We start from the raw sequence: 24,224 nt of genomic DNA on the forward strand, positions 1-24,224 counted from the left end.
CAATGGCTGCTCTTCCTGTTCTGGTCGCTCACGCCGATTGGGGATCGAACGCGGCGCGAAGGCGGCTGGCGTATGCGCTGCGCCAGTCCGATGGGCGGTTCACGGCGTATGCGCCGGGTCCGGCCGGCGACCCGCGGACGCTGCTGGCGCGGTTGCGCACTCTCGCGCCTGGTGGCGGCATCCTGTTCGGCGTCGATTTTCCGCTTGGTCTCCCGCTGCGTTACGCGAATGCCGCTGGCGTTGCCGACTTTGCAGCGCTTCTACCGGAGTTGGGTTCAGGACGATGGGTGCAGTTCTACGAGGTCGCCAGTCGTCCGGACGACATCAGCATCGTTCGTCCATTCTACCCGCTGCGACCGGGTGGAACACGGCAATCGCACCTGATCCGGGCGCTCGGTATGACGACCATCGACGACCTGCGCCGCCGGTGCGACCAGGCTACCGACGCGCGGCGCGCCGCTGCGCCGATGTTCTGGACGCTCGGCGCACAGCAGGTGGGAAAGGCGACCATCGTCGGCTGGCGCGATATGCTCGGTGCGGCGCGCCGCGCGTATGCTCGAGATAATGCCATATTTCCCTGGCTTTGGCCCTTTGAGGGACGCCTGGACGACCTGATTGCTGCGGACCGCCTGGTGGTCGCCGAAGTGTACCCTGCTGAGTGCTGCCATCATTTGGGTATCACGCTGCACGGCAGCAAACGCGCGCAGGCTGCCCGCGCCGCCGCAGGAATGGCGCTGCTGGCATGGGCGGATGCGGCGGAGGTTGCGATCGATACCGCTCTGCGCCGCGCGATTGATGACGGATTTGGCGCTGCACCCGGCGGCGACGATGATTTCGACGCCACGGTGGGATTGTTCGGCGCACTCAATGTCGTCCTTGGTCGTCGCATTGCCGGTGAGCCCGAGGGCGAGGTCATTCGCCGCGTCGAGGGGTGGATACTGGGTCAAGGGGGTTAGAGGTTAGGGGTTAGAGGTTAGGGGTTAGAGGTTAGAGGTTAGAGGTTAGACTTCCTGCCTCGCGCCGCTTGCCTCGCGCCTCGTTCCTGTGATCCACGAAGGGCACGAAGGGCACGAAGCGGCTATGCCAGCGGTCCCTGCCACTTGCCTCGCGCCGCTTGCCTCGCGCCGCTTGCCTCTCCCCTCGCCCCTCTAGCCTTACTTTACCTTCCCACGTTCAACGTTCGCACCTGCAACGTTCCACGCCGTCACCGTCCGACGAACTCGCCGAGAATTTGTCGCCCGATGACCACGCGCAGGATCTCGGACGTGCCCTCGCCAATGGTGAGCAGGCGTTGATCACGGTAGATGCGTTCGAGCGGATACTCGCTGCTGTATCCATACCCGCCAAGCACCTGGATCGCGTCGCGGCAGATTTTCTCGCCGACTTCCGAAGCGTACAGTTTGGCAATCGCCGCCTCGCGGCTGTACTGGCGCCCCTGGTCTTTCAGCCATGCCGCCTGATAGACCAGCAAACGCGCCGCTTCCAGCCCGACGGCCATATCGGCGATCATGTTCGAAACCGACTCGTAGGCACCGATCAGTTTGCCGAAGGCGGTGCGCTCACGCGCATACGCGGAAGCGACCTCGAATGCTGCCTGCGCCAGACCGATCGCCATGGCGCCGATGCCGACCCGCCCGCCGTCGAGCACGGCAAGAAATTGTTGCAGACCGCGCCCGCGCCGTCCCAGCAGATTCGCCTCGGGCACGCGGACATTTTCGAATGTCACCGCATTGGTGATCGAGCCGCGCAATCCCATTTTGGCTTCCGGCTTGCCAAAACTCAGCCCCGGCGTTCCGGCGGGCACGATGATGGCGCTGATCGCGTGCCGTTCCCCCGGATCGGTGACCGCTGTGACAATCATATGCCCGGCAATGGATGCGCTGGTGATCCACATCTTCGCGCCGTTGATTACCCATTCTCCATTTTCGAGGCGAGCAGTCGTACGGGTGGCGCCAGCGTCGGACCCGGCATGCGGCTCGGTCAGCGCGAATGCGCCGATATGGCGCCCTTCGGCTGCCGGGCGCAGGAAGCGTCGTTTCTGTTCCTCAGTGCCGAACATGGCGATGGGTGCGCATCCCAGCCCCAGGTGCGCCGAGTAGATCAGTGCGGTTGAACCACAGGCGCGCGCAATTTCTTCAATGGCGATTGCCGTGGAGATGCTATCGGCGCCCGCGCCGCCATACTCTTCGGGGAATGGCAACCCCATCAAACCCAACTCCGCCATTTTACGAAATGTTTCGGCGGGAAACTCGCCCGTCTCATCGACGTGACGGGTGCGCGGCGCGATTTCCTGCTCGGCGAAACGTCGCACTTCTGCGCGAATGCGCTGCTGTTCGGGGGTAAGGTCAAAGTTCATGGTTCATTCCTCTCGTCAATGAGCGGCTTCACCGCCGTAATGAACGCCTGCGTATCGGCGCGGCTAATGCGAGCCGGATGGATAAGCGGAAGGATGGTGACATTCTCGCTGCGGAGTACGGTTGCGTGCAATCTGCGGATGGCGCCCGGATCGCGCCCCAGATACCGCCTCCCCACTTCGTGCAAAGCAAGTCGCCCAACCGGAACAATCAGTCGTGGCTTGATGATCTCGAGTTCCGTGCGCAGCCATTCGCCGCAGGCGCGCACTTCGCCCGGCGCTGGCGTGCGATTCCCCGGCGGGCAGCAGCGTACTGCGTTGGTGATGAAACAGCGCAGCACTGCGCCGGCAGTCTCGTCGCTTGCCAGCCCAACCCGCATCAGTATGCGGCGCAGCACTCGCCCTGACCGATCACCCCAGAACGGAATGCCGGTCTGATCGGCGCCGTGACGACCGGGCGCCTCGCCGATGAACACAATGCCGCTGGTCACATCGCCATAACCATGCACAATGCGCCGCCGGCTGGCAACGAGCGCCGGGCAACGTGGACACTCCTGAGTGTGCAACAGCGTGACCATCCCCCGATTATTCCTATCCATCCATGCCTTCCGGCGGATTGATCGGCAACGCAATCCGCGCCGTTGTTCCCTGATCCGGCTGGCTGGACACCAGCACCTGACCGCCGTGTTGCGTGACGATGCCGTATGCGATGGCCAGCCCCAATCCCGCCCCCTGGCCTGTCGAACGGGTAGTGACGAAGGGTTGGAACAGGCGCTCGATAATATGCGCCGGAATGCCAGGACCGTTGTCCGCCACGTCAAAACGCACGAATGGTCCATCGCCTTCGGTTGCGCGGGCTGGCAAGAGGGGCGGCGGTTCAGCATACCCGCGCGAGACGCCTATCCGCACATGTGGCGCAGGTACGCCCGAAAGCGCCTGCTCGGCGTTGAGCAGCAGATTGAGCAACGCCTGTTGTATTTGTGGAACATCGATCCGCAGCATTGGGAGATCAGGCTGGCAGACGACTTCAAGCGCAATCCCGGCAGAACGAAGCGCGGCACGTTTGAGATCGAGCACCCGGTCGATCAGATCGACAGGCGACGTCCATTCTTTGATCATCGAACTGCGGCGAGCGAAGGTCGCCAGACTCTGAATGACGCGGCGGGCGCGTTTGGCGCTTTCGATGATCTGTTCGACCGATCGCTGATCGTCGGGATTGCGCTGTGGGAGAAGGAGTTCGGCATTGCCAAGGATGATGGCGAGAGGATTGTTCAATTCGTGTGCCACACCGGCGACAAGTTCTCCCAGCGCAACGAGTTTTGAGTTTTGCACAAGTTGCGCCTGCATGGAGCGTAGTTGTTCGTTGGCGGATCGCAGCGCATCGTTTTGCGCTGCGAGCGCTGCCATCGCCGCATCGCGTTCGCTTTCGGCTGCGCGAATACGGAGCAGCGCCCGCACCCGCGCCAGCAGTTCCTCGATATAAAACGGCTTGGTGAGATAATCATCGGCGCCCGAGTCGAGCGCCGTGATCCGGTCTGACACTTCACCTTTCGCGGTCAGCATCAGAACAGGCAGAAATCCTCGACCAGAACGCCCCTTCAGCACCGTGCAAATCTGCACTCCCGGAGTATCTGGCAGCATCCAGTCGAGAATGACGAGGTCAATGTCGCCGGTCTCGATAAGGGTGAGCGCGTCGGCGGCGGTGGCTGCCAGAAGCGTCTGATAGCCAGCCCCCCGAAGCACGAGTTCAATAAGGCTGGCAATGGTCGGATCGTCTTCAACGACCATGATACGTATCGGATCACGCATGCCACTATTGTATCACGGCTCTTTTTGGCGGTTGCAGCGCAACGTGTGAGGCTCGTGGTACAATATCCGACGTGAACAATGTCATCCGTCTGATTGACTCCCACACGCACCTCGGCGCTCCACAGTTCGATCCAGATCGCACCGATGTGCTGGAACGCGCAAGGGCTGCTGGGGTGGTGCGGATCGTCGAAATTGGCTACGACCTGGCGACATCGCGCGCTGCGGTTGCACTGGCGGCACAGCACGAATCGATCTATGCCGTGATCGGCGTGCAACCCAACCATGTCGCCGATCTGCCGGACGACTGGCTCGATCAGGTGCGCGCCCTTGCGCAACAACCAAAGGTGCTCGCCATCGGCGAGATCGGTCTCGATTATTACTGGAATGCGGCGCCTGCCGCTGTGCAGGAAGCGTGTTTCCGTGCACAACTCGATCTGGCGCGCACCCTGCGCCTTCCGGTCGTCATTCATAGCCGCGACGCGCGCGACGATACCATCCGCGTGTTGCGCGACGCAGCGCGCGGTCTGTCTGGCATCATGCACTCGTTCTCTGGCGACTGGGAATATGCGCGTGCGTGTCTGGACGTTGGTTTCCACCTCTCGTTCAGCGGTCCGATCACCTTTTCGAAAGCCGTCAATCTGCACGACGTTGCGCGCCGCGCTCCACTCGACCGTCTGCTGATCGAAACTGATAGTCCGTATCTGGCGCCGCATCCCTTTCGCGGGAAACGAAATGAACCCTCGTATGTGCGCCTGATTGCCGAACGAATCGCTGCCCTGCGCGGCATACCGCTCGATGATCTGGCTCTGGCGATATGGCGCAATGCAGAGGAGGTCTTTGGGCTGTGAGTTCTGCGGTTGTGACCATTCCAAACGAGATGTCGTCCCGCTCCTGGTTTGCCCGGCTCGAACTGGGATCGCTCGTGCTTCCGCTTCTGCTGGCGCTGTTGATGACCTGGAGTGTGGCGCGCAGTCTCGAGGTCGCAAACTGGGCGGATGGACTCACCATGCTGGCAGGCGTTGGTCTGGCAGCCCTTCTCACCGGCACGCTCTTTGCGCGGGTCGCGTGGATGCCTTCCTTACTGGCGCATCCACTGGCATTGTGCCTGGGAGTTGTGTTCGTGATCTGGCAAATCGGCCCGGTCGTCAGCGCACAAACGGCGGCTGAGTTTGGCGCAGCAAAGGCGCAGCGTCTTACAACCTGGAGCGATGTCGCTGCGGAACTTGCGATCCGTGTCATCATCTGGTCGCGCACGCTCCAGGCTGGCGGGCGCGGTGAGGATATCGTTCTCTTTGTCCTGACCCTGGCGCTCATCATCTGGGGAATGGGGTATGGAACCGGATGGCTCGTCTTCCGCCATCAGCGCGCCTGGATCGCCGTTGCGCTGCAAGCAAGCGTCATCCTGATTAATTATGCCTATGCCTGGCCCAAAGCAACGGGACTGTTCTTCGTTTTTCTGATCACGGCGCTGCTGTTGATCGCCTACCAGCATGTCGACCGCCATCAGCGCCTCTGGCGCGCCTCGCGCGTCGAGTTTCCCGACTTTCTGCCGGCGCGCGTCCTGCTGGCTTCGCTCCTGGTCGTTGTGTTCCTGCTGGTTGTCACGGCCTTTTTGCCGAACCAGCCGGATAATGAGCACCTGGCGCGTCTCTGGCGCACCATTCGCGCGCCGATGACAGCGCTGCGCGAGGAATGGCAGGAGGCGTTCAGTACGATCAACGCGCCGCCGGGATCAACTGGCGCGTTTCTGACCCGCACTGCACGGGTCGGCGGTCCCCGTCAGTTAGGCACGGCGCTGGTGATGACGGTGCGATCGTCTGAGTACAGTTACTGGCGCGCTGCGGCGTTTGATCGCTATACCGGGCGCATGTGGCAGAACATGGTCGGCGAGCGGGCGCGCGCTGCGCTGGGAGTGGCGACAGCCGAAGCAGCGCGCACGCCGCTGGCGCCCGGCGTGCGCCTCGAACAGCCTGAACTCCGTGGCCGCACCCTGGTCACGACCACCATCGAGCTTGCGCAAACGCGCACCGATGGGCTGGTGATGGTTGGCGGCGCGCTGGCATCCACCGGTCTGCCGGTGCTGATCCAGCACGGATACCTGGCAGTATCCGGCGAACTGTTGCCCAACTTTACCGAAACCGCCACCGTTGTGACCGAAGCGCCGCTCGAAGCGACCCAAACCTATACGGTTGCCACGTATCTGTCCACGGTCGATGAGCAGAGTCTGCGCGAAAGCGGAACCGCATACCCGGAATGGGTGCGCGTGGCGTATTTGCAGTTGCCCGACACGCTGCCAGCGCGGGTGCGCGAACTGGCGGCGTCCATCGTTCGTGACGCCGGCGCGGTTACACCCTACGACAAGGCGCTGGCAATGCAGAATTACCTGCGCACGCTGCCGTACAATGATCAGCGTCCCCTTCCGCCCGATGACCGCGATTGGGTTGACTGGTTCCTCTTCGATGCGCCGGGCGGCTACTGCGATGATTTCACGTCGGCGATGGTCGTGCTGCTGCGTGCCGAGGGTGTGCCTGCGCGGTGGGTGCAGGGGTACGCCGGCGGCGAACTTGACCCGGATCGGCGGGTGTACCTGGTGCGTGAGAATGTCGCTCATAGCTGGCCCGAAGTTTACTTTCCCGGCTATGGCTGGCAGCGCTTCGAGCCGACGCCAGCGCCATACGCCAGTGTCCCGCTGCGTCCGCCGTTTCCCCCGGCTGGCGAGACGGAACGACCGGAGACCACCGGCGGGTTGGGGGGCGCGCTGAGCGACCCGGAAGCCATGCTGCGCGAGATGATCGGGCGCAACACCGGTCCTGCAATTGGCGACGATAGTGCGCTGCAACGCGAGATCGAAGCGCGACGCGCCCAGGAGCGGTTACGCCTGGCTGCAATTGTGGTGGGGACCCTGGCATTTGTTCTGGCGCTCATCGGCGCTCTGTTCCTGTGGCTGCATTGGGATGTGCGCGGTCTTTCACCGGCGGCTGCCGCCTATGCGCGTCTGACGCGCCTGGCGGGATGGGCAGGCGTCAGAGCGCCGCCTGATGCAACTCCGTATGAGTATGCGGCATTGCTCAGGGAATACATTCCCCGCCAGAAGTACGTCATTGGTCGCATTGTCGGCGATTTCGTCGCCGAACGGTATCACCCCGTCCACGCCGCTCTCACTCCGTTGCCGGGTGAAGACTGGCGCGCGCTGCGGCGCGAACTACTGACCCTGCTCATCAGGCGGATCGGCGCAGCGATCCGTTCTTATGTAAAAAATGCGCAATCGCGGTTCCGTGGTGGCGCCCGGCATGCCCAACAGCGCCCCATGCGCCGTCTGCGGTGAGGGGCTTCCGTATGTCGGGGCATCCTCCCGCAGGTTCTGAACCCTTTGCATCACCCGCGTGTCACGTTGCGTTATCGATCTCATGCCTGGCGGGCATGCGCATGAGAGGGGGCGTCCCTCAGAGATGCCCAGATCTGCTCATCACCGGTCGGCAGCTGGCGACGACGCATGCTACATTGAGGGCGCATCAGCGCCCTTTGTACGTCAACCCGACAGTTATGGTTCATTCATTCCACTCGCGCGTGAGATCGTCCGTTTCCCAGCCGATGAAGCGCATGAACGCCTGATACTCCTCTTCATACGGCAGCGGGCAACGCATCACCGCATCGATGAACGCCTCTGGCGGGCGGTATTCGTGGTCGGTCACATAGTGGTAGATCATGACCGGCGCGGCATAAATGGTGTTTCCATCCGGGATCCAGATTTCGCCGTTATTGTTGGCAACCCACTTTTTGCCACACCATAACCCAACGTTCCACCGGTGACAGAACTGGCATTCGTGGAAGCCCATCGTGAGCGCATGGACCCCCCGCGTACAGTGCTCACGGAGCCGCTGCTGGAACTCGACCGGCGTCGGACCGAATGGAAAGGGATAGAGATCATCGAGCCAGCCGATTGCCAGAACGGTATATTCTTTCGGCGCCTGGAGAAACCCACGGTATTGGCTCAGATCGGCAAGGTACATGGTGATTCCTCCTGTGCAGGTTCAGGTATCCAGGTTGCTGCCCATGACGGCGGGGTGAGAGACGAGAGACGTGAGGCGGAGGGTATGGTGCGAAGTGCGAGGCCAGCCTCTCCGTCGTTCGTGGTCATTCGTTCAACGTAGAACGTGCACCATTGTTATGCCCCTATGAAGACGGGCACAGGAACGTGTCCTCGCTCCTGTGCCCACGGTGTCACGAGCGAATGCGCGGTGTGAACAGTATCCAGCGACCGTTGTTGACGGGACAAAACGTATGGGCGTTAATGCGTTCGTTTGCCGCCAGCACCGGCGCTCCCAGAAGGTCTGCGAGCTGCTGCGCCAGCGAGTTTGGTCCATACCCCACCCAGCACATGATCAGACGAACGGGTTGTCCAAGAGAATATGCCGGATGGGTGATGATGATCTCGAAGAGTTGCTCTGCATTCAGCGATTTTGTTCGACAGCCGTCTGCTCCCATATACACATATGGGATCGCAAACGTTTCGCCTTTTTGATTAGGCCGCGAACCATGGCAGATCAGTTCGAAGAACCCTGGGTGTGTTGTCTGAACCATAGCCCTCCGAATAGGATCGTCGGGATAGCCCAGAACGTAGCGGTTCTTGAACATCGTAGACGAAACAGGAACGTTGTGCATCATTTCTGTCTCCTGTTGGTTCAGGAGCGCAGGGCATGCCAACGTTCCGTGACGTCCCGCGCGGGACACGTCCAGAAAGCTGGTGTGTCCCTGCGCGGGAATGGATACAAACGATGAGTGCGGCGTCGCGCTGCCGGGTAGCGGTTGTGGCGCAACGTCACACAGAAAGCGAAATGGGCGTTTTCCTCCTGGTGATGTCAAACGCCCCGGGTGGCGCAGCAGGAGCATGACGCATGATGTGTCGCAACTGCACCCACCGGTGGTTGAGAAAGGAACGAAAACGTATCTGGCGCATCGAGCGCCGGAGACGGTTCTTTCCGAAGGTGTGCGCGTAATTGTGCGCGAGTGCACATCGAAAAGCAACGTGTGGTATGGGCGTTGTCAGGGTGCAGTGCAGCGGGAACCCGCTGCCGGCCCCGCCGGGCCGGTGATACGAAGCCAGCCGACGTTCTCGCCGATGGACAGAGGGGAGTTGGTGGGCTGGCCTGGTCTCGGCGGCCCGGACGACCGACCGCCGGTTACCACCGTTATGATGCCTGCTGCCGCTGCGCACGTCGTTGCAGCGCGGCGCGGCGCAGTTCGCGCGCCTCGCGGATGGTTGCGGGGGCGCCATTCAGTAATTCGACATATCCTGCCACGACCCGATGGATGATGGTGTGGGTCGCTTCCCAGCGTCGCCGGGCATGGTCGCGCTCGGCAGCGCGTGCTTCTTCCGGGGTCATAACCCATGCTGCGCGTTGCTTCGAGGTTTCCTCCAGGTCTGCAAGCGCCTGCTCAACCTCTGGTCCGCTGCGCGGCAACAACGCCTGTTCCAGCATGCCTTCGATAACAACACGATTGCCGGGGCGCAGGAGGGCTGGCGTGCCTGGATGGTTGAGCGGGATGACGACCGGAATACGCACCGTCTCGGTGAGCATGGCGCGGCTTCCAGGGCGGGTACGCGGTATCTGAACCCGCAGATTGACGTGCGCCAGCGCAATCCCGGAGCGCAACGGGTGCCGTCCAATGCGCGCGGGACCGGTAATCTCACCGCACATGCGGATGTCGCAACCATCCTCGTCGTCGGGAGTGACCAGGCGCACGGCGCTGGCAATGAGCATCGGCGATGTCGTGGCATTATCGGGGGATGTCGCCCACTCCAGCCGACCCTCGATCAGCAGACGCGCGCCGTGGTGGGCGGAGTCGAGCAATTCACGCCCGGGAATCTCGCGCATCACCCGGATCGGCAGGCGAAAATCGCCGCCGAGCGGGCCCGCCATTCGCAACTGAGGGTGGCGGGAGGGGTTCTGGCGATGCGCAGGCGGAACGTCGAGAATGCCGACCGCTGTGGCGCAATAGATGCTGGCGTCGGGAAAAGATGTATCGCTCATTGCCGGCTCCCTTTCGGGTCTGACGGTATTGGGTCGTCGGGCATACAATAGCAGCGGAGCGCCAACCGGAAAAGCGCCCGACAGTCCTGTTCAGCAGCAGAATGTGCGCAGCAGTGTGGTAGGATAGAAGGCGTATATCGCCGGCGATTCTGTGACAGGTATCTGATGACGCTGCCGATAGGCTTTTGTCTGGGGACATTCGGCGTCTCCTACGCCGAAGTGCGTGAAGCGGCCCGTCTGCTCGACGTGCTGCGGTTTGATTCGGTCTGGCTGTGGGATCACTACGTTTCCTGGAACGATCCGCGCGAGCCGGTGATCGAAGGGCTGACAGCATTAGCCGCGCTTGCCGAAGCGACGCAGCAGATTCGTCTGGGTCCGCTGGTGGCGAACAATCTCAACCGCCATCCGGGGCGCCTGGCGAAGATTGCTGCGACGTTGCAGGAGATTGCACGGGGGCGGTTCGAGTTGGGGATTGGCGGCGGCGGGTGGAAACCGGAGCAGGAAGCGTTTGGAATCGATCAGGGCACGCTCAACGAACGGACAGAGCGCGTCGCCGAGGCAGTGCAGGTGATCCGGTTACTCTGGAGCGGCGAGCCGGTTACTTTCCACGGGCGCTACTATCGGCTCACAGACGCGATCGTGGCGCCGCCGCCCCAACCGCTCCCGCCGCTTATCGTCGGAGCGCGCGGTACGCGACTCTGCCGGATTGCCGGGCGTTTTGCCGATGGTTTGAACGTGCAATGGCGCGATCATGCACGACTGGACGCGCAGATCGCAGCGCTTGACGAGGGGTTGGCAGAGGCGGGACGCACCCGCGCCGCTTTCGATCTCTCAGTGCATGCCGACTGGCATGACCTGCTCTCCGATCCGAGCACTGTGCTGGATCGGTGGCAGGCGCTGGGTTTCACGCGCGCCATGATCTATGTTGCAGCACCCTTTCCGGTTGAAGACTTCCGCCGTCTGGCGCAGGCGCTGCATCTCACCAGATAATCGAAAACTCGCGTTCTTCGCCGGTGGGCTTCTCCCACTGTACATCGACCGAGTCGACGCGGGCATGGGCGGGACCGCTGTAACACCAGCTGACCATCCGCTGCACTGCCAGGCGGTCGCCCTCGAAGACCGCCTCGACCCGTCCATCTTCCAGGTTCCGCACCCAGCCGGAGACGCCAATTTCGCGGGCGTAGGCGCGGGCGTTGGCACGAAAGTTGACCCCCTGCACGCGGCCTGAGATGAAGACATGGGCACGAGCCATGGTGATCATGGGTTGATTTCCTCCGCCTTTGCTGTGGCGATGAAAATGACCCGTTCCGCAATATTGGTTGTTCGGTCGGCGAGACGTTCCAGCACGTGAGCGGTATCGATCAGGAGCAATGCGCAATCAAGCTTGTTCGGCTCCTGACGCGCGACCTCTTTCAGCATCTCGATCACCCGATCTTCCAGTGCATCGATCTCCTGATCCCGCTCGCCAAGCGAGCGCGCCAGCGTTACATCGAGTTGCACGAACGCATCCAGGCAGGTATACAGCATGTTCTGCACCAGCGTTCCCAGGCGGTGGAGTTCGAGGGGCGCCTCGATAATCGCCGGCGAGTGCAGACTGCGCTCGACTTTCTTGGCGATCCCTTTGGCGTAATCGGCAGCGCGCTCCAGTTCGCCCGCGATGGCAACGGCTGCCAGCAGGCTGCGCAGGTCGGAGGCGACCGGTTGCTGCGTGGCAATCAATTCAAAGACGCGCTCATCGATAGCATTGCGCGCAGCATCGACCTCACGGTCGCGTGCAATCACCTCGCGCGCCAGCACCACGTCCAGGCGATCCAGCGCTTTGATGGCGTCGGCAAGTTGATGTTCCACCCGGCTTCCCATACGGAGCAGGTCATCGTGCACCAATTGCAGTTGTTTCAGGTAATGATCTCGCATGACAATTTCACTTTCCGGGTAGAACCACCCAACTGCCATCCTTCGCTGATGACGCTGCCCGCGAAAGATGGCGGAAGGGTCATTCGGTTGCTTTCGTCTTCGGTACTGTTTATGGTAACAGATATTTTACCCCCTCATGACTAAAAATGGGTTAAGGATCGGTAATATTCTGGTGAGCCGGGGATACGATGAACGCACCGTGAACAAACATTCATTATGACCCTGTGTCGTAGCGTTATCTATGATTGTTCGTTGGGGGTTCGTATTTGCGAACCAAATAAACCAATCCTCGCGGGACATCTGCCAGCACATGCAGATCTGGCATTGGAATGGGGTATAAGGGCGCATATAAACGCGGAAAGTAGTGAAGCCTCCGCACATTTCCGCATCCACGAGAGTCAGCACAAGGTGTGGATGAGACACGATCATTTCATCTTGGCTACGTACACTGATTGCGACTTCAGCAGCGTGTCACAGGTTTCCGATCTCACTCGGTCAGCAGCATGCCAATGGATTGTGAAGAGGCAGACGATGGCATACCCATCTGCACCAACCGACAACCACAGCGAGAGTGAGGCGCATATTATTGCGCGCGCCAAAGCTGGCGACGCCGATGCAATCAGCCTGTTGTACGAACGCTATGCGCCGCAGGTCTGCCGGTACATTGCGTCGCGCCTGGGTGATCCGGCGCTCGCCGAAGATGTGTGCAGCGATGTCTTCGTCAAGATGCTGGAAGGGCTGCATCGCTACGAAGATCGCGGCTGGCCCTTCTCTGCTTGGCTCTACCGCATTGCCTATGCACGAACGATGGACATGCTGCGTCAGGCGCGGCGGCGGCCATCGGTTCCGCTGGACGAGAGCACGCCTCAGGCGCTCGAACCGCCCGATGAGGCGGTCATCTCCCGGATCGCGTATCACGAACTTCAGAGCGTGATGCGCGTGCTGACCCGCGATCAGCGCCTGGTGCTGCGGCTGCGCTTCGATGAGGATCGCTCGCTTGCTGAGATTGCCGAGTCGCTTGGGCGCACGGTAGGTTCGGTGAAGGCGTTGCAGCACCGGGGATTGGCGCGCCTTGCCGAGGCGCTCGCCGATCATCCGGCGCATCGACCGATTGCGGCATCGTGATGTGTGTCGCCATCACCTCAGCCGCTTTGCCATTGAATTGCCTCATTTGCAGGAAAAACCCTTGACGCCGGTTCCATCGCCCGCGTATAATGCCCTGGGAATGTTGTTTTGGGGCGATGGAAGCGTATGGACCGCGAAACCTTCAGTGCAATCGTTGTCGAGGCGCTCGACTCGCTGCCGCCTGAATTTGCCCGCTATTTGAACAATGTCGAGGTGCGCATCGAAGCGCGCCCTTCGCGCGAGCAACGGCGCGCGCTTGGCTTGCGCCCCTGGCAGACGATCTATGGGCTGTACGAGGGCGTGCCGCTCACCGAACGCGCCGGCGGCGAACCGCTTCTCCCGGATGTCATCACGATTTTTCAGGCGCCGCTGGTGCGCGATTTCCCTTCCCGCGATGCGTTGCGCGAAGAAGTGCGGCGCACATTGCTGCACGAAATTGCCCACTTTTTTGGCATCAGCGATGAACGACTCCATGAACTGGACGCCTACTGAGCGAATGATCTTCGCTATCATGTGGTCATGCGACACTTCTTTTCATCACCGCTGTCAGCATCGATCTACGCTGTGTCGTTGATCGTCTGGGCATGGCTGGTCGTCGATACCGTAAGCCTCGCCCGGCGCGCTACCGAGCCGCCGGTTTTTCCAACCCCCACGCTCGCGCCTGCGGCGACCGTTGCGCCTGCCGATGCAGCGCCAGCGCCAACACTCATCCTTTCCGCTCCGACGAATGATGCAGCGACAGTCGCGCCGGAACCCCCCCCCGCAGATGGCTGGTTCCATCCCAAGACCGGGCGCTATATCGCTGCCTGGCTCCCCAATTCGTTCGGTTCCGAAAATCGCGAGTCGTTCGAGGCGAATGCCGACATTCTCGATGAGATCAGCCCTTTCTGGTACTCGCCGTCGCCCGGCGGCGGGTTGCGCTTCGGGCGTGAGGCGCGCGATCGCACGCTGGTCGAACTGGCGCATAGCAAAAACGTGCTCGTGATCCCAACCGTCCATAACGTTGTCACCGGCGAGGACCCGGTGCCGGGCATTCTGCGCAATCCACGTCTGCGCTCATACCACGTGCAGCAGATCGTCGATGAAGTGTTGACCTACGGCTACGATGGGATCGACATCGATTATGAGTTTCTCAGCAGCAGCCTGCGCGATGAGTATAGCGCCTTCATTCTGGAACTGGCAGACGCGCTCCACGCGCACGGCAAACTGCTGACGGTCGCCGTTCACGCCAAAGATTGCGATTACTGCGGGCTGGGAGGGTTCCAGGATTGGGCGGTCATCGGTCAGGTGGTCGATCGGCTGCGGATCATGACCTACGACTACCACTGGCGCGGCGGCGGTCCTGGTCCGGTGGCGCCGGTGTACTGGGTGGAACGGGTGGCGCGCTATGCGGTGACGGTCGTCGATCCGGCGAAGGTGGTGATCGGCGTGCCGTTCTACGGCTACAACTGGCCCCGTGATGGCGGCGGCAATGCGCGCGGGCAGACGTGGGCGATGATCAATGAGATCATTCAAACGTACCGCCTGTCGGTCAATCTGATGGAGAGCAATCAGAACGGTCTGGTGCAGGAAAACTGGATCACCTATAGTTCGCGCACCGAAGGGCGACGCGAAGTCTGGTTCGCCACGAGCAGCGGTCTCGACGCAAAACTGCGCCTGGTGCAGGAACTCGATCTGGCAGGGATTGCGATCTGGCGGCTCGGCGGCGAGGACCCGCGCAATTGGGAGATCATTCGCACCCGGCTGCTGCAAGACCCGTATGAATCGCAGCGGGTGTTGAGTCGCCTGTTGCCGGAGCATTGATGATCAAGTCGGAGATCAAAGCGAACGAGCGCGAGGCGGCGCAACTCTTTGTGCGTGGAGTGGCGGCGGCGCGCGGCGGGCAACGACGCCTGGCGGCGGTGCTGCTGTCGCGTGTCGTCCAACTCGATCCGCAGCACGAAATGGGGTGGTTGTGGCTTTCCGGCGTGCTCGATGATCCGCAGGAGATCGCGTTCTGTCTGCGCTCGGTGCTGGTGATCAATCCGCACAACGAGCGTGCGCAGCGCGGGCTGGCATGGCTGAACAGCCGCCAGTTGCTGCGCGATGACGACACCGCCATCACTGCGTCGTTTGCGCGCGTGGCCCCTGCGGTGACGCCTGCGGCCGCGCCAACCGACTCCCCGACCGGTGATGAGGCGCCGGAAGCGCCGGTTTCGTGGCAGGTGCGAGCGGCAGGAGCATTCCGCCGTCTGATCCCGGCATCGGCGCCATCGTCCGATCACGCCGATTCCTGGTGGGTCGGCTGGCGCCATTCGCGCCAGGAGATGGGGCGGGCGCGCGCCCTGCTCTGGAGTATGCCGATCTTGCTGCTGCTGCTGACGCTTGCGCTCAATTATGCGCTTCGCGCTGCCGTTGAACGGAACGAGGCGCTCATCGCGGCGGAGTTGGCGCAGCGGGTGAGCGCCACCGAACCACAGGCACAGATGTTGGACGATGCGGCTGCTCCGCTTCCTGCTGTTCCGGCGATCCTCGAAGTAGCACCGGCAGCCGAGCGCGAGGCGGCGGCGCTGGCATACCTCAGCCGGCTCGAAGAACCACGCGCCCGGCTGCGCGGCGCGGTCGAGTCATACCGCAACGCGACGAGTCGCCCTGGCGGATCGTCGATTGTCCATGCGACATCGGCGCAGCGGCTGCGGGATGAGATCGAGCAGGCATACGCCGTCATCGCCGCACTCGAACCGCCGGAAACGCTCGCAGAGGCGCATGCGCTTTATCTGCAGGGGCTGGAGCTGGAACTGACGGCGCTCGACCACATGCTGGCGTTCTACAGCGGCTTTCGCGCCGAAGACGCCAACCGCGCGGCGCTCACCATGGCGGATGCTACACGCCGTCTCGATCAGGCGCGCCAGATCTTCGACCGGCAGCGGGCGGAACTGTCGGTTGAGGGACCGTTGCCGCACGCGATCAGGTGAGCGGCGAGAATGTCGGTTCATGCGCCTCCCCCGACTTTTACCAGATATCGCCGACGGTAAATCCATTGGGATATGGGTCGGACGGATCCACAACAAACTGGTTAATGGCGGTAATCCAGGCCGTGCCGCTGATGGTAGACACTACCGCTTTGTATGGTCCTACCTGCGTCTCCTCAACCAATCGTCCGGTAAACAGCGTACCAAGAATGCCTTCATGATAAAAATCGGTGTGCAGCCCTAACTGTCCACGCGCGTAGAGGGTTGCCATTTTGGCCGATGTGCCGGTGCCGCAGGGAGAACGGTCGATCACGCCGGTCCAGGTGGAAGGATTGTTCCAATCAAATGTGCCGGTGGAAAGCGTGACCACGTTTTTGTAATGGGCCTGTGGGTGAGCAGGCGGACCAGAAAGCTGGGAGATGGTCGGCCCCACGATTTCCGGGTTGTCTGGATGAACGACCGGATACTGTTCACGGGTCGCAGCCCTGATCATTTCGCTGATGCGGGTGATATCCCGTCCTTCATCAGGCGTCAGGCGCAATCCGAATTGGGAAGCATCCGCGATGACGTAGAACATGCCGCCCCAGGCCACATCAACTTTGACCGTTCCTAAGCGCGGCACTTCGACGCTCACGTCCAGATGAACGGCGAATGCTGGCACGTTACGAAATGTCACTCGCGTCACTTTTCCATCGTAACATTCCGCTTTGACTCCAATCAAACCGGCAGGGGCTTCCAGAATGAACTCCGTGACCGGCTCAGTCATTGGCAACATGCCCGTTTCCAGCAGGGTAGTGGCGACGCAGATGGTATTCGTTCCTGACATGGGGGGATATTCCGCCTGCTCCATAATGATAAAGCCGGCCTGTGCTTCGGGGTGCGCCGGCGGCAGGATGACATTTGCGCATAGAGCAGGATACCCGCGAGGCTCGCGCAACAGACGCATACGGATGGTATCGTGGTGCTTCTCGAAGTATTTCATCTTCTCGAACATGGTTCGTCCCGGCACGTCTAGCACCCCGCCGATGATGACTCGTCCTGGTTCGCCGCAGGCGTGCAAATCGACAGCAGTGATCATGTTCGTCAGGCGCATAGATGATCCTTTCAGACAAGGTTGGGTGTTGTTATTGATGGTTCTTCTGTCGCCGGATAATGAGGAGAGAACCTTGCTTTCTCCAGCATACGGCACGACGCTGCGTTTCAGGCATACGGTTCTGCGTAGCAGCGCATACTCATGTGGATCATTCGTACCATACTGCCAGGGCGCTGCGGGCGAAAGCCCTCGCTGAGCACGTCCCGTCGGGGCTGCTGAGCCACTGCCTGGCATTCAAAGCGCCGTGTCCCTGCCGACGTCCAAGGCATCGTTCTGATCGTCTCGATCACCTCTTCCTCCGTTGCGCCGTGATCATGCAGTCGTTCGCTCACGTGGCGCGAGAAGCGTATCGGCTTCATCAATCGTCATCCCCATCGTTCAGTTGCGCCTCCTGATAAAGGATTCAGGTTCAATGCGGGCTTTGCGCATATGCTCATGACCAGATTCGCCGGGCAGCCGTGTAGTATATCCCACCCCATCCCTGGTGTAAAGGATTCTCCGCCACCGCCGTTCAGTCCCGGCATTGCCTGTCCTGGCGCAGCGCGCCTTCCGCTCACTTCTGACTTCTCTTCATTCCTCGCTTCGGGAAGGGGTATGTGCGTTACAATAGGGAGTGTGGTTGTCTGAAACTTATCGAGGAACAATGATGAACGAACACTCGCTTGCCTTCCTGAAGCGCCTGCTCGCCACTCCCGGTCCTTCCGGCGACGAAGTCGCCGCCGGGCGCGTCTGGCGGTATGAAGCCGAAACGTTTGCCGACCGGGTCTATGCCGATGTGCGCGGCAGTTCGTATGCCGTGCTCGAAGGGGGCGCGCCGCGTGTGCTGCTCGCCGGGCATATCGATGAGATCGGGGTAATGGTGAGTTCCATTGACGACAATGGCTTCCTCTGGTTTGCGCCGGTCGGCGGGTGGGACCCGCAGGTGCTCGTCGGGCAGCGAGTACGGTTGCTGGGGCGCTCCGGTGATGTGATCGGCGTGATTGGGAAGAAGCCCATCCACCAGATGAAATCCGAGGAACGGGAAAAAGCGAGCAAGATCGAGGACCTTTGGATCGACATTGGCGCAGCGAGCCGGGCGGAGGCCGAGGCGCTGGTGCGCGTCGGCGACGCCGGAGTGATCGATGCGCCGATCTACGACTTGCCGGGGGGCAAGATCGTCTCGCGCAGCATCGATGACCGGATCGGCGCGTTTACCGTGCTGGAGGCGTTGCGCCTGCTGGCGCACGACCGTCCACGTGCGACGGTGGCAGCCGTGGCAACCGCGCAGGAAGAAATCACGTTTGCGGGCGCTCGCACCGCAGCGTTCAGTTTCGAGCCGCAGGCGGCGATTGCCGTGGATGTGACCTTTGCAACCGATCATCCCAATGCGGATCGGAAGCAGTACGGGAATGTGCGACTGGGTGGCGGGCCGGTGCTATCGCGCGGTTCTGCCAACAGCCCCGTCGTGTACGACATGCTCGTGGCGATTGCCGAGCGTGAAGGCATTCCGTACAGCGTGCAGATCAACCCGCGCTCCACCGGCACCGACGCCGATGCCATCCATGTCTCGCGCAGCGGCGTCGCTGTCGGCGTCATCTCGATCCCGAATCGGTACATGCACTCGCCGAACGAAATGATCGACCTGAGCGACGTTGAGCATGCTGCGCACCTGATTGCTGCGTTTGTGCGCAGCCTGGAACCAGAGACCGATTTCATTCCACGGTGATGAGCCTCATAGAGCGATCAACCAGATGGTGCACAATCATTGACCGTCTTGCAACGGACGTTGGCTGAGCCTGTTGAAGCCAACGTCCGCCGCTCCACATCTTTGATTGTCCAGGTTGCCAAACGTTGCGATACAGGGTCGTGTTCTCGCGGGCGTCTCCTGCGAGCGATGACCGGGCGTTCCTTGTGGGCGTGCTTTACCGCGCAGATAACTGACTGGCATCGCCTGCATATTCATGCTCAAACATGGTGTTTATCGCGTAGTTGAGTAAACGCAAGTCCTGCATACTAAGAGGAAATGCGCGCAAAACGGACTCTAGAGCGGTTTGCAGGCTTAAGTCGCGGTCTTGGTTCTCGGCATACTCGCGAGCCTGTTCAACGTAACGCTCCAGCAGTTTTTCGACACGGCGGTCGAGGTCTGCAGAGAGTGGTTCGCCGCTGACGTTGAATCGTTTTAGGTCATCATAATCAGCGGCGATAAGCGTTGCATTCAGTTGATTAGCAATAGCGGCGATGGGATTGCCGCGTATGCCGTGAATCCACGAAGCGCCAAGGTCTAGTGGCAGTCCATTGTAGTCATCAGTCCATACTCGCCCGCCAGTTCGGTTACGCGCTTCGAGGGTTTTGTTGCAATATTTGGGCGGCGCGCAACCCGGCAATCCCTGCGCCAACGATGATAACCTATTAGGGTAACCATAATGACCTTGCAGATTGGCGCGCTGAGCGCAGCGAAGAGTCTAGGTTTTCAAGGGAGGAAATGCTTCGCTTCGCCCAGCACGACAGTGCCGGGAGTTGATCAATCAGGGTTACGCAGAATAATAATGATGACTACTTTTGCTGCCCAATGGCACGCGGATGAGCCGCTGCCGCTTCGCAGCGGCTGGAACGCGGTGTTAGCCCGCCCCCTGCTGAAACCAGGCGTACCTTGCAGGGATATATTCCCGCTACGCCCTCGTCTCTGGAAATGCTTCAACCGACCAACCGCCAAATAGTTATTCGGTGCTGATGCTGATGAACCTGTCGCACGGATGCACCAGTTTCTTCCAAATATCCGTAACTATCTCACCAAGTGGCGCAAGAGCAATGGTCTGGGGCAATATGAAGGACGCATACCGTCTCAGCAGCCAGTTCTTTGGCTCGTTCCATTTCGTGGGTCAAAAACTGCTGACGCATAAAATGTGCCGCTTTCCATCTATCCGCTCAAACATCACCATCGTGTCCGCACTTGTAAAATTTGCGCCACGTGTACGTTTGCCATGACGCGAGATTTTCTCGCCCCAGTCGTTTTCCTCGCCTATCTACTCAAAAGCGACGTACTGTCCGCTTTTCACAGGGAGCATTCCTCGAAGAGCAGGGAACGCAGGGCGCAAGAGTTGGGCTAATGCGTTAGGCTTATCCGAGAAAGCAAAAAGGTGGCGCCCCCGCCGCCTCCTTCGCGCCGTGTGGGCAAGGCAACGCTGCTTCCCCGCACCCGCTTCGCCCCGTATGAGGGAGGCGACGCCTCCCTCACGCCCCCTTCGCCCCTTGTGGGAGAAGGGGAAGGAGGATGAGGGAAATCACATTTACGGACGGCCCGATCCTGTGAGGTCCCGCTTTCCCCCGGCGAGGTCCGTCATTCCGTCAGCGGTCATCCGTGCCGGGGTTCCCCCGCCCGACCCGCCGGTTTCCGGCGCCTGGCTGCGCCTGCACCGTCAGGACGAAGATCGCTGCGCCGATGATGGACCCCAGCGCGCCCGGCAGCGTCACCGTATGATCGGCATGAATGACGCCGCTGACGATGATGCCGCCGAGGAGCGCGCCAAAAACGCCTGCCAGCGCCGGCGCGACCGCGTCTCCGTACACGGAACGGTGTGGCGGCGCCGCGCTAAGGAGCGCCGCTGTGAGCACGCCTGTTATGATCCAGACCACATATGCCATCGCAATTACGGCGTCGTCGGCGCCGCCGGTTGCTCAGGCGTCGCAGGCTGCGACGGCTGCGCTGGTTGCGTCGATGTCCGCTGCCCCGACGACGGGTTGGGCACGACCGTTGTGCCGGTTGCCATCTGGTTCAGCAACAGGGTAATGTTGGTGTTGGGATCGATGAACCAGATATTGCCGCTTTTCAACATTTCGACCATCAACTCACGGATGCGTAGTTCAAACAATTCCGGGTTCTCGCGCCAGTAGCGCCCCTGGATCGCGCGCACCTGCGCCTCGCGGTTTGCCGCCTCGAGCGCCGCCGCCGTTTGCCCCTTTTCGCGGGTCAGCGCCACCCGCGCCTCCTGCTCCGCCTGGAACAGATTGTTCGCCTGCTCCGCCTCGATCTGCTGGCGGCGACGCTCCTCGGTTTCGATCTTCACTTCCAGATTCGCCTTTTCGGAGAGGAGGCGGGCGTATTCATCGCTGACTTTGATGTCGAGCACCTTCACCGCTTCGATGACGACAAAGAGTTGATCGGCAGGGCTTTGCTGTCCCGGACCGGGCGGCGACGTCAGATTGGCGCGAATGCGCTGGGAAAAACCGCCACGGTCGGAGAGCGCCTGATCGAGCGTAAACTGCGTGCTGGCGCTCTTCAAGGCGTCGGAAGCGAAGCCTTCAAGTTGCAGGCGGAGCAGATCATCTTCGGCGCCAAGGCGGGCGTACATCTGGCGTAACGACTCCGGATCGGTCTTCCGGCTGAAGTCGATCTGAATGTCGATATCGTACAGTTGTTTGTCGCTGCTGGCGACATTCTGCGAGATCTGGAGCGTCTGACGACGGGCATTCACGATCTCGACGCGGGTCAATGGCGCAAAGGGGCGGAAGAAGACGCCCGGCTCCTGGATGCCCTCAACGGCGCCGCTGGTAATAATAATCCCGCGTTGTCCCTCGTCCACCTGCACAAAGCGCGCGGTCGCCGCGCCTAATCCAACGATGATCAGCAGTGCAAACACGATGGCGACAGTTCGCCCCGCAACATTCATGCCGCTTCCTCCTTGTGGTGTCGATGGCTGGCTTTGACGTTTTCGATCAGACATATCGGGCGCTCCGGCGCGACTCGTCGGGCGGATGCATTCCGTTCCATTATACGAGGAGATGGAACGATTGTCACTATACGGATGTCACTCGGGCGCAGGCAGGATGTGCCAGGAACCACGGGGCTGTATCTGCCGCTCCTGGCCGCCGATCCCGACTCGCGGCATCCGCGCGGGCGTGATGGCGCCTCCCCGCCCGGCGACTGAAGTCACGGGCTATGGGAAGCGAAGCCCGCCTTCGCGGGCTAGACGTGGCGATGCCGGATTATTCTATCCCTTACAAGTGTAGAGTTTTTGGGCAAACTCTCATGTTAAGTCGCCCGTTTCAGGCATCAGAAAGCCTCAAATCCCCCTCTCCAGCTCTGCTGGAGAGGGGGCGGGGGGGAGGAAGAAAAAGGCTTCGAGACGCGGAAAACGCATCTCGCTCCTGAAAAACTCTACCCTTGAGAACTATTCTATCCCCTCCATCCGTCGAGGAACATCCGTCAAAGAAAGAGTTTTTCAGATGTCTTGATGTCTTTATATTGACATTGACGACAATCTCCGATATTCTCTTGGTATGGAAAAGATCAAGAACAGAAGGAGGGTCGGTACGTTATGGACGGAGGCATGGTCGGCGATCTGGCGCTTCTCGGGTATCTTGCGCCGCTGTCACTGATAGTCGTGGCGCTCATCGCGTCTCTGACGCGGTCGGTTGATCTGACGTTCCAGCTGGGGCGCGCGGTCGGCATCGGTTCGTTCTTGCTGTTGCTTGGGCTTGGGATTGCGGTCTTCACCTCTGGTCCCATGGTCAGCCCGCTGATCGGCGTTGGTGAGGCAGGCATTGCGCTGCGCCTCGATGAACTGAGTGTCATGATGTCGTGGCTGGTGACGTTGCTGGGCACGTTGTTGATCCAGTTCAGCCGCAACTATCTCGATGGCGACCCGCGCCAGAGGATCTTTTTTATCCGCCTCTACCTGACGATTAGCACAGTCCTGTTGATGGTGCTGGCTGGTAATCTCTGGCAACTGACGCTGGCGTGGATTGGTATGAGCCTGGCGCTGCACGAACTGCTGGTGTTCTACCCTGAGCGCCCGCGCGCCATTCGCGCCGCCCGCAAGAAATTCATCGCCGCTCGCATCGGCGATGTGTGTCTGATTGTCGCCGCTGTGCTGCTTGCCCAGACCTTCGGCGCCGCCGACCTGGGCGCGATCCGCGAGGCGACTGCGGCGGCGCTTGCCGATGGGAATATTCCCGCGAATGCTGCTGTCGCGGCAGTCCTGATCGTGATCGTTGCGGCGCTGAAATCGGCGATGTTCCCCTTCTACGGCTGGCTGCTCGAAGTGATGGAAACGCCAACCCCCGTGTCGGCGCTGCTGCACGCCGGTTTGCTCAATGCTGGCATCTTTCTGGTGGTGCGGTTCGGCGAACTGGTGTTCCTGTCGACTCCGGCGCTGATCCTGCTGATCGCGCTTGGCGGGTTCACGGCGATTTTCGCGTCATCCTCAATGATTACGCAGACGAGCGTCAAGGTTTCACTGGCGTACTCGAGCGCGGCGCATATGGGGTTCATGCTGATGTTGTGCGGGTTCGGCGCGCATACGGTCGCCATTATGCACCTTATCGCCCATTCCTGCTATAAGGCGCACGCCTTCCTGTCGTCGGGCAGCATTATCGAATATGTGCGCAATACTGGCGCTCAAAAACTCGACACTGCGCCGCACCTGCTCAGTCTCCTGGCGAATATGGCGGTTTCCGTGGCGATCTTCCTGGCAGTCGCCACTGCCATTGGCATCGACATCACCAAACGACCGGGCGAAACCGCGATGATCACGATCTTTATGCTTGCTGTCGCCTATTTGCTGGTGAAGGGCAATACCAATAAAGCGCCTGTCTCGGTGATCGGTCGCACCATGCTGATGGCTGCGCTGGTGACGATCGCCTTCTTCGCCCTGGAGGTGACGGCTGAGGCGCTGCTCGGCAAGGCGGTTGCCGTCTACCCGCCGCTCACTATGACGGCGATGATCGCGGTCGTGGCGGCAGTGGCGATGTTCGGCATCGTGATGGCGCTCAGCGCCTTCCTGCCCGCGCTGGTGAAGCGCCCCGCATGGCGGTCGCTCTATGTCCATCTGAAGAACGGCTTCTACGCCAACACGCTGTTCGACCGGTTCATCGATACATTCCGGCTGGCTCGCTGATTTGTGACTATGTAGTATTCGGAGGACGATACGATGAATCTGCACCTGGCTGACACTCGGACCCGACCTGCA

At 61.1% G+C, this 24,224-nt stretch carries 22 protein-coding genes; 10 read left to right on the forward strand and 12 right to left on the reverse strand.

Going from position 1 to position 24,224, the window contains the following annotated elements; translation table 11 throughout:
* Positions 1-2 precede the first annotated feature (2 nt).
* The gene (locus AC3EA7_RS16735) at positions 3-956 is read left to right on the forward strand and encodes a DUF429 domain-containing protein (RefSeq protein ID WP_488615212.1); all 954 of its coding nucleotides are present in this window, start codon (positions 3-5) and stop codon (positions 954-956) included.
* Between the two features lie 248 nt (positions 957-1,204).
* On the opposite strand, the gene AC3EA7_RS16740 is transcribed toward AC3EA7_RS16735, so the two are convergent.
* The 3 genes from AC3EA7_RS16740 to AC3EA7_RS16750 are packed head-to-tail and all read right to left on the reverse strand — an operon-like array spanning position 1,205 to position 4,162.
* Positions 1,205-2,356 carry an acyl-CoA dehydrogenase family protein gene (locus AC3EA7_RS16740; protein WP_488615213.1) on the reverse strand — a complete coding sequence of 384 codons (1,152 nt, stop codon included), beginning with the start codon at positions 2,354-2,356 and terminating at the stop codon, positions 1,205-1,207.
* Positions 2,353-2,952 (reverse strand): uracil-DNA glycosylase, encoded by a 600-nt coding sequence (locus AC3EA7_RS16745; protein WP_488615214.1) that lies wholly within the window; start codon positions 2,950-2,952, stop codon positions 2,353-2,355. The genes AC3EA7_RS16740 and AC3EA7_RS16745 overlap by 4 nt, the downstream gene beginning before the upstream one ends.
* Positions 2,945-4,162, reverse strand: a complete 1,218-nt coding sequence (locus AC3EA7_RS16750) for a response regulator (RefSeq protein ID WP_488615215.1) — start codon at positions 4,160-4,162, stop codon at positions 2,945-2,947. Before AC3EA7_RS16750 ends, AC3EA7_RS16745 begins: the two co-directional genes overlap by 8 nt.
* 71 nt (positions 4,163-4,233) lie before the next feature.
* Between AC3EA7_RS16750 and AC3EA7_RS16755 the strand changes: the two genes are divergently transcribed.
* Together AC3EA7_RS16755 and AC3EA7_RS16760 are read left to right on the forward strand one after the other, a co-directional pair.
* Positions 4,234-5,010, forward strand: coding sequence for a TatD family hydrolase (locus AC3EA7_RS16755; protein ID WP_488615216.1), 777 nt, complete (start codon positions 4,234-4,236; stop codon positions 5,008-5,010).
* Entirely contained in the window at positions 5,007-7,487 is a 2,481-nt protein-coding gene (locus AC3EA7_RS16760) for a DUF4129 domain-containing transglutaminase family protein (protein ID WP_488615217.1), read from the forward strand. The genes AC3EA7_RS16755 and AC3EA7_RS16760 overlap by 4 nt, the downstream gene beginning before the upstream one ends.
* A gap of 223 nt (positions 7,488-7,710) precedes the next feature.
* On the opposite strand, the gene AC3EA7_RS16765 is transcribed toward AC3EA7_RS16760, so the two are convergent.
* From AC3EA7_RS16765 to AC3EA7_RS16775, 3 genes are all read right to left on the reverse strand, one after another.
* The gene (locus tag AC3EA7_RS16765; protein WP_488615218.1) at positions 7,711-8,172 is read right to left on the reverse strand and encodes a DUF7919 family protein; all 462 of its coding nucleotides are present in this window, start codon (positions 8,170-8,172) and stop codon (positions 7,711-7,713) included.
* A 211-nt stretch (positions 8,173-8,383) separates the two neighbouring features.
* The gene (locus tag AC3EA7_RS16770; RefSeq protein ID WP_488615219.1) at positions 8,384-8,827 is read right to left on the reverse strand and encodes a hypothetical protein; all 444 of its coding nucleotides are present in this window, start codon (positions 8,825-8,827) and stop codon (positions 8,384-8,386) included.
* A 524-nt stretch (positions 8,828-9,351) separates the two neighbouring features.
* Positions 9,352-10,194 (reverse strand): hypothetical protein, encoded by an 843-nt coding sequence (locus AC3EA7_RS16775; RefSeq protein ID WP_488615220.1) that lies wholly within the window; start codon positions 10,192-10,194, stop codon positions 9,352-9,354.
* A 165-nt stretch (positions 10,195-10,359) separates the two neighbouring features.
* Here AC3EA7_RS16775 and AC3EA7_RS16780 point away from each other — a divergent pair, with 165 nt between their 5' ends.
* Positions 10,360-11,184 (forward strand): LLM class flavin-dependent oxidoreductase, encoded by an 825-nt coding sequence (locus tag AC3EA7_RS16780; RefSeq protein ID WP_488615221.1) that lies wholly within the window; start codon positions 10,360-10,362, stop codon positions 11,182-11,184.
* On the opposite strand, the gene AC3EA7_RS16785 is transcribed toward AC3EA7_RS16780, so the two are convergent.
* Complete coding sequence (locus AC3EA7_RS16785) at positions 11,174-11,452, reverse strand: acylphosphatase (RefSeq protein ID WP_488615239.1); 279 nt, start codon at positions 11,450-11,452, stop codon at positions 11,174-11,176. The two genes, AC3EA7_RS16780 and AC3EA7_RS16785, sit on opposite strands and share 11 nt — an antisense overlap.
* Entirely contained in the window at positions 11,452-12,108 is a 657-nt protein-coding gene (phoU, locus tag AC3EA7_RS16790; protein WP_488615222.1) for a phosphate signaling complex protein PhoU, read from the reverse strand. Before phoU ends, AC3EA7_RS16785 begins: the two co-directional genes overlap by 1 nt.
* Before the next feature lie 531 nt (positions 12,109-12,639).
* Here phoU and AC3EA7_RS16795 point away from each other — a divergent pair.
* The 4 genes from AC3EA7_RS16795 (at position 12,640) to AC3EA7_RS16810 (ending at position 16,187) form a co-directional block, all read left to right on the forward strand.
* Complete coding sequence (locus AC3EA7_RS16795) at positions 12,640-13,233, forward strand: RNA polymerase sigma factor (protein ID WP_488615223.1); 594 nt, start codon at positions 12,640-12,642, stop codon at positions 13,231-13,233.
* A gap of 126 nt (positions 13,234-13,359) precedes the next feature.
* Positions 13,360-13,725, forward strand: a complete 366-nt coding sequence (locus AC3EA7_RS16800; protein ID WP_488615224.1) for a metallopeptidase family protein — start codon at positions 13,360-13,362, stop codon at positions 13,723-13,725.
* A 27-nt stretch (positions 13,726-13,752) separates the two neighbouring features.
* Entirely contained in the window at positions 13,753-15,036 is a 1,284-nt protein-coding gene (locus AC3EA7_RS16805) for a glycosyl hydrolase family 18 protein (RefSeq protein ID WP_488615240.1), read from the forward strand.
* Positions 15,036-16,187, forward strand: coding sequence for a hypothetical protein (locus AC3EA7_RS16810; protein ID WP_488615225.1), 1,152 nt, complete (start codon positions 15,036-15,038; stop codon positions 16,185-16,187). The genes AC3EA7_RS16805 and AC3EA7_RS16810 overlap by 1 nt, the downstream gene beginning before the upstream one ends.
* Positions 16,188-16,224: 37 nt before the next feature.
* Here AC3EA7_RS16810 and AC3EA7_RS16815 read toward each other — a convergent pair whose 3' ends face one another.
* Positions 16,225-17,277, reverse strand: coding sequence for a proline racemase family protein (locus tag AC3EA7_RS16815; protein ID WP_488615226.1), 1,053 nt, complete (start codon positions 17,275-17,277; stop codon positions 16,225-16,227).
* Positions 17,278-17,920: 643 nt separating this feature from the next.
* Here AC3EA7_RS16815 and AC3EA7_RS16820 point away from each other — a divergent pair.
* Entirely contained in the window at positions 17,921-18,982 is a 1,062-nt protein-coding gene (locus tag AC3EA7_RS16820; RefSeq protein ID WP_488615227.1) for a M42 family metallopeptidase, read from the forward strand.
* A 196-nt stretch (positions 18,983-19,178) separates the two neighbouring features.
* On the opposite strand, the gene AC3EA7_RS16825 is transcribed toward AC3EA7_RS16820, so the two are convergent.
* The 3 genes from AC3EA7_RS16825 to AC3EA7_RS16835 all read right to left on the reverse strand — a co-directional run bounded on the left by AC3EA7_RS16825 (position 19,179) and on the right by AC3EA7_RS16835 (position 21,977).
* Positions 19,179-19,652, reverse strand: coding sequence for an FAD-dependent oxidoreductase (locus tag AC3EA7_RS16825; protein WP_488615228.1), 474 nt, complete (start codon positions 19,650-19,652; stop codon positions 19,179-19,181).
* A 949-nt stretch (positions 19,653-20,601) separates the two neighbouring features.
* Positions 20,602-20,898, reverse strand: a complete 297-nt coding sequence (locus AC3EA7_RS16830; RefSeq protein WP_488615229.1) for a hypothetical protein — start codon at positions 20,896-20,898, stop codon at positions 20,602-20,604.
* A gap of 5 nt (positions 20,899-20,903) precedes the next feature.
* Entirely contained in the window at positions 20,904-21,977 is a 1,074-nt protein-coding gene (locus AC3EA7_RS16835) for an SPFH domain-containing protein (protein WP_488615230.1), read from the reverse strand.
* A gap of 594 nt (positions 21,978-22,571) precedes the next feature.
* Here AC3EA7_RS16835 and AC3EA7_RS16840 point away from each other — a divergent pair.
* Positions 22,572-24,152 (forward strand): proton-conducting transporter transmembrane domain-containing protein, encoded by a 1,581-nt coding sequence (locus AC3EA7_RS16840; protein WP_488615231.1) that lies wholly within the window; start codon positions 22,572-22,574, stop codon positions 24,150-24,152.
* The last annotated feature ends 72 nt before the right edge of the window (positions 24,153-24,224 follow it).

The organism is Roseiflexus sp. (assembly GCF_057785375.1).

Bases quoted from the DNA above. Each gene is read 5' to 3' on its own strand.
- AC3EA7_RS16735 (WP_488615212.1), top strand. From the start codon at position 3: ATGGCTGCTCTTCCTGTTCTGGTCGCTCACGCCGATTGGGGATCGAAC.
- AC3EA7_RS16740 (WP_488615213.1), bottom strand. From the start codon at position 2,356: ATGAACTTTGACCTTACCCCCGAACAGCAGCGCATTCGCGCAGAAGTG.
- AC3EA7_RS16745 (WP_488615214.1), bottom strand. From the start codon at position 2,952: ATGGATAGGAATAATCGGGGGATGGTCACGCTGTTGCACACTCAGGAG.
- AC3EA7_RS16750 (WP_488615215.1), bottom strand. From the start codon at position 4,162: ATGCGTGATCCGATACGTATCATGGTCGTTGAAGACGATCCGACCATT.
- AC3EA7_RS16765 (WP_488615218.1), bottom strand. From the start codon at position 8,172: ATGTACCTTGCCGATCTGAGCCAATACCGTGGGTTTCTCCAGGCGCCG.
- AC3EA7_RS16770 (WP_488615219.1), bottom strand. From the start codon at position 8,827: ATGATGCACAACGTTCCTGTTTCGTCTACGATGTTCAAGAACCGCTAC.
- AC3EA7_RS16775 (WP_488615220.1), bottom strand. From the start codon at position 10,194: ATGAGCGATACATCTTTTCCCGACGCCAGCATCTATTGCGCCACAGCG.
- AC3EA7_RS16780 (WP_488615221.1), top strand. From the start codon at position 10,360: ATGACGCTGCCGATAGGCTTTTGTCTGGGGACATTCGGCGTCTCCTAC.
- phoU (WP_488615222.1), bottom strand. From the start codon at position 12,108: ATGCGAGATCATTACCTGAAACAACTGCAATTGGTGCACGATGACCTG.
- AC3EA7_RS16795 (WP_488615223.1), top strand. From the start codon at position 12,640: ATGGCATACCCATCTGCACCAACCGACAACCACAGCGAGAGTGAGGCG.
- AC3EA7_RS16800 (WP_488615224.1), top strand. From the start codon at position 13,360: ATGGACCGCGAAACCTTCAGTGCAATCGTTGTCGAGGCGCTCGACTCG.
- AC3EA7_RS16805 (WP_488615240.1), top strand. From the start codon at position 13,753: ATGCGACACTTCTTTTCATCACCGCTGTCAGCATCGATCTACGCTGTG.
- AC3EA7_RS16810 (WP_488615225.1), top strand. From the start codon at position 15,036: ATGATCAAGTCGGAGATCAAAGCGAACGAGCGCGAGGCGGCGCAACTC.
- AC3EA7_RS16815 (WP_488615226.1), bottom strand. From the start codon at position 17,277: ATGCGCCTGACGAACATGATCACTGCTGTCGATTTGCACGCCTGCGGC.
- AC3EA7_RS16820 (WP_488615227.1), top strand. From the start codon at position 17,921: ATGATGAACGAACACTCGCTTGCCTTCCTGAAGCGCCTGCTCGCCACT.
- AC3EA7_RS16830 (WP_488615229.1), bottom strand. From the start codon at position 20,898: ATGGCATATGTGGTCTGGATCATAACAGGCGTGCTCACAGCGGCGCTC.
- AC3EA7_RS16835 (WP_488615230.1), bottom strand. From the start codon at position 21,977: ATGTCTGATCGAAAACGTCAAAGCCAGCCATCGACACCACAAGGAGGA.
- AC3EA7_RS16840 (WP_488615231.1), top strand. From the start codon at position 22,572: ATGGACGGAGGCATGGTCGGCGATCTGGCGCTTCTCGGGTATCTTGCG.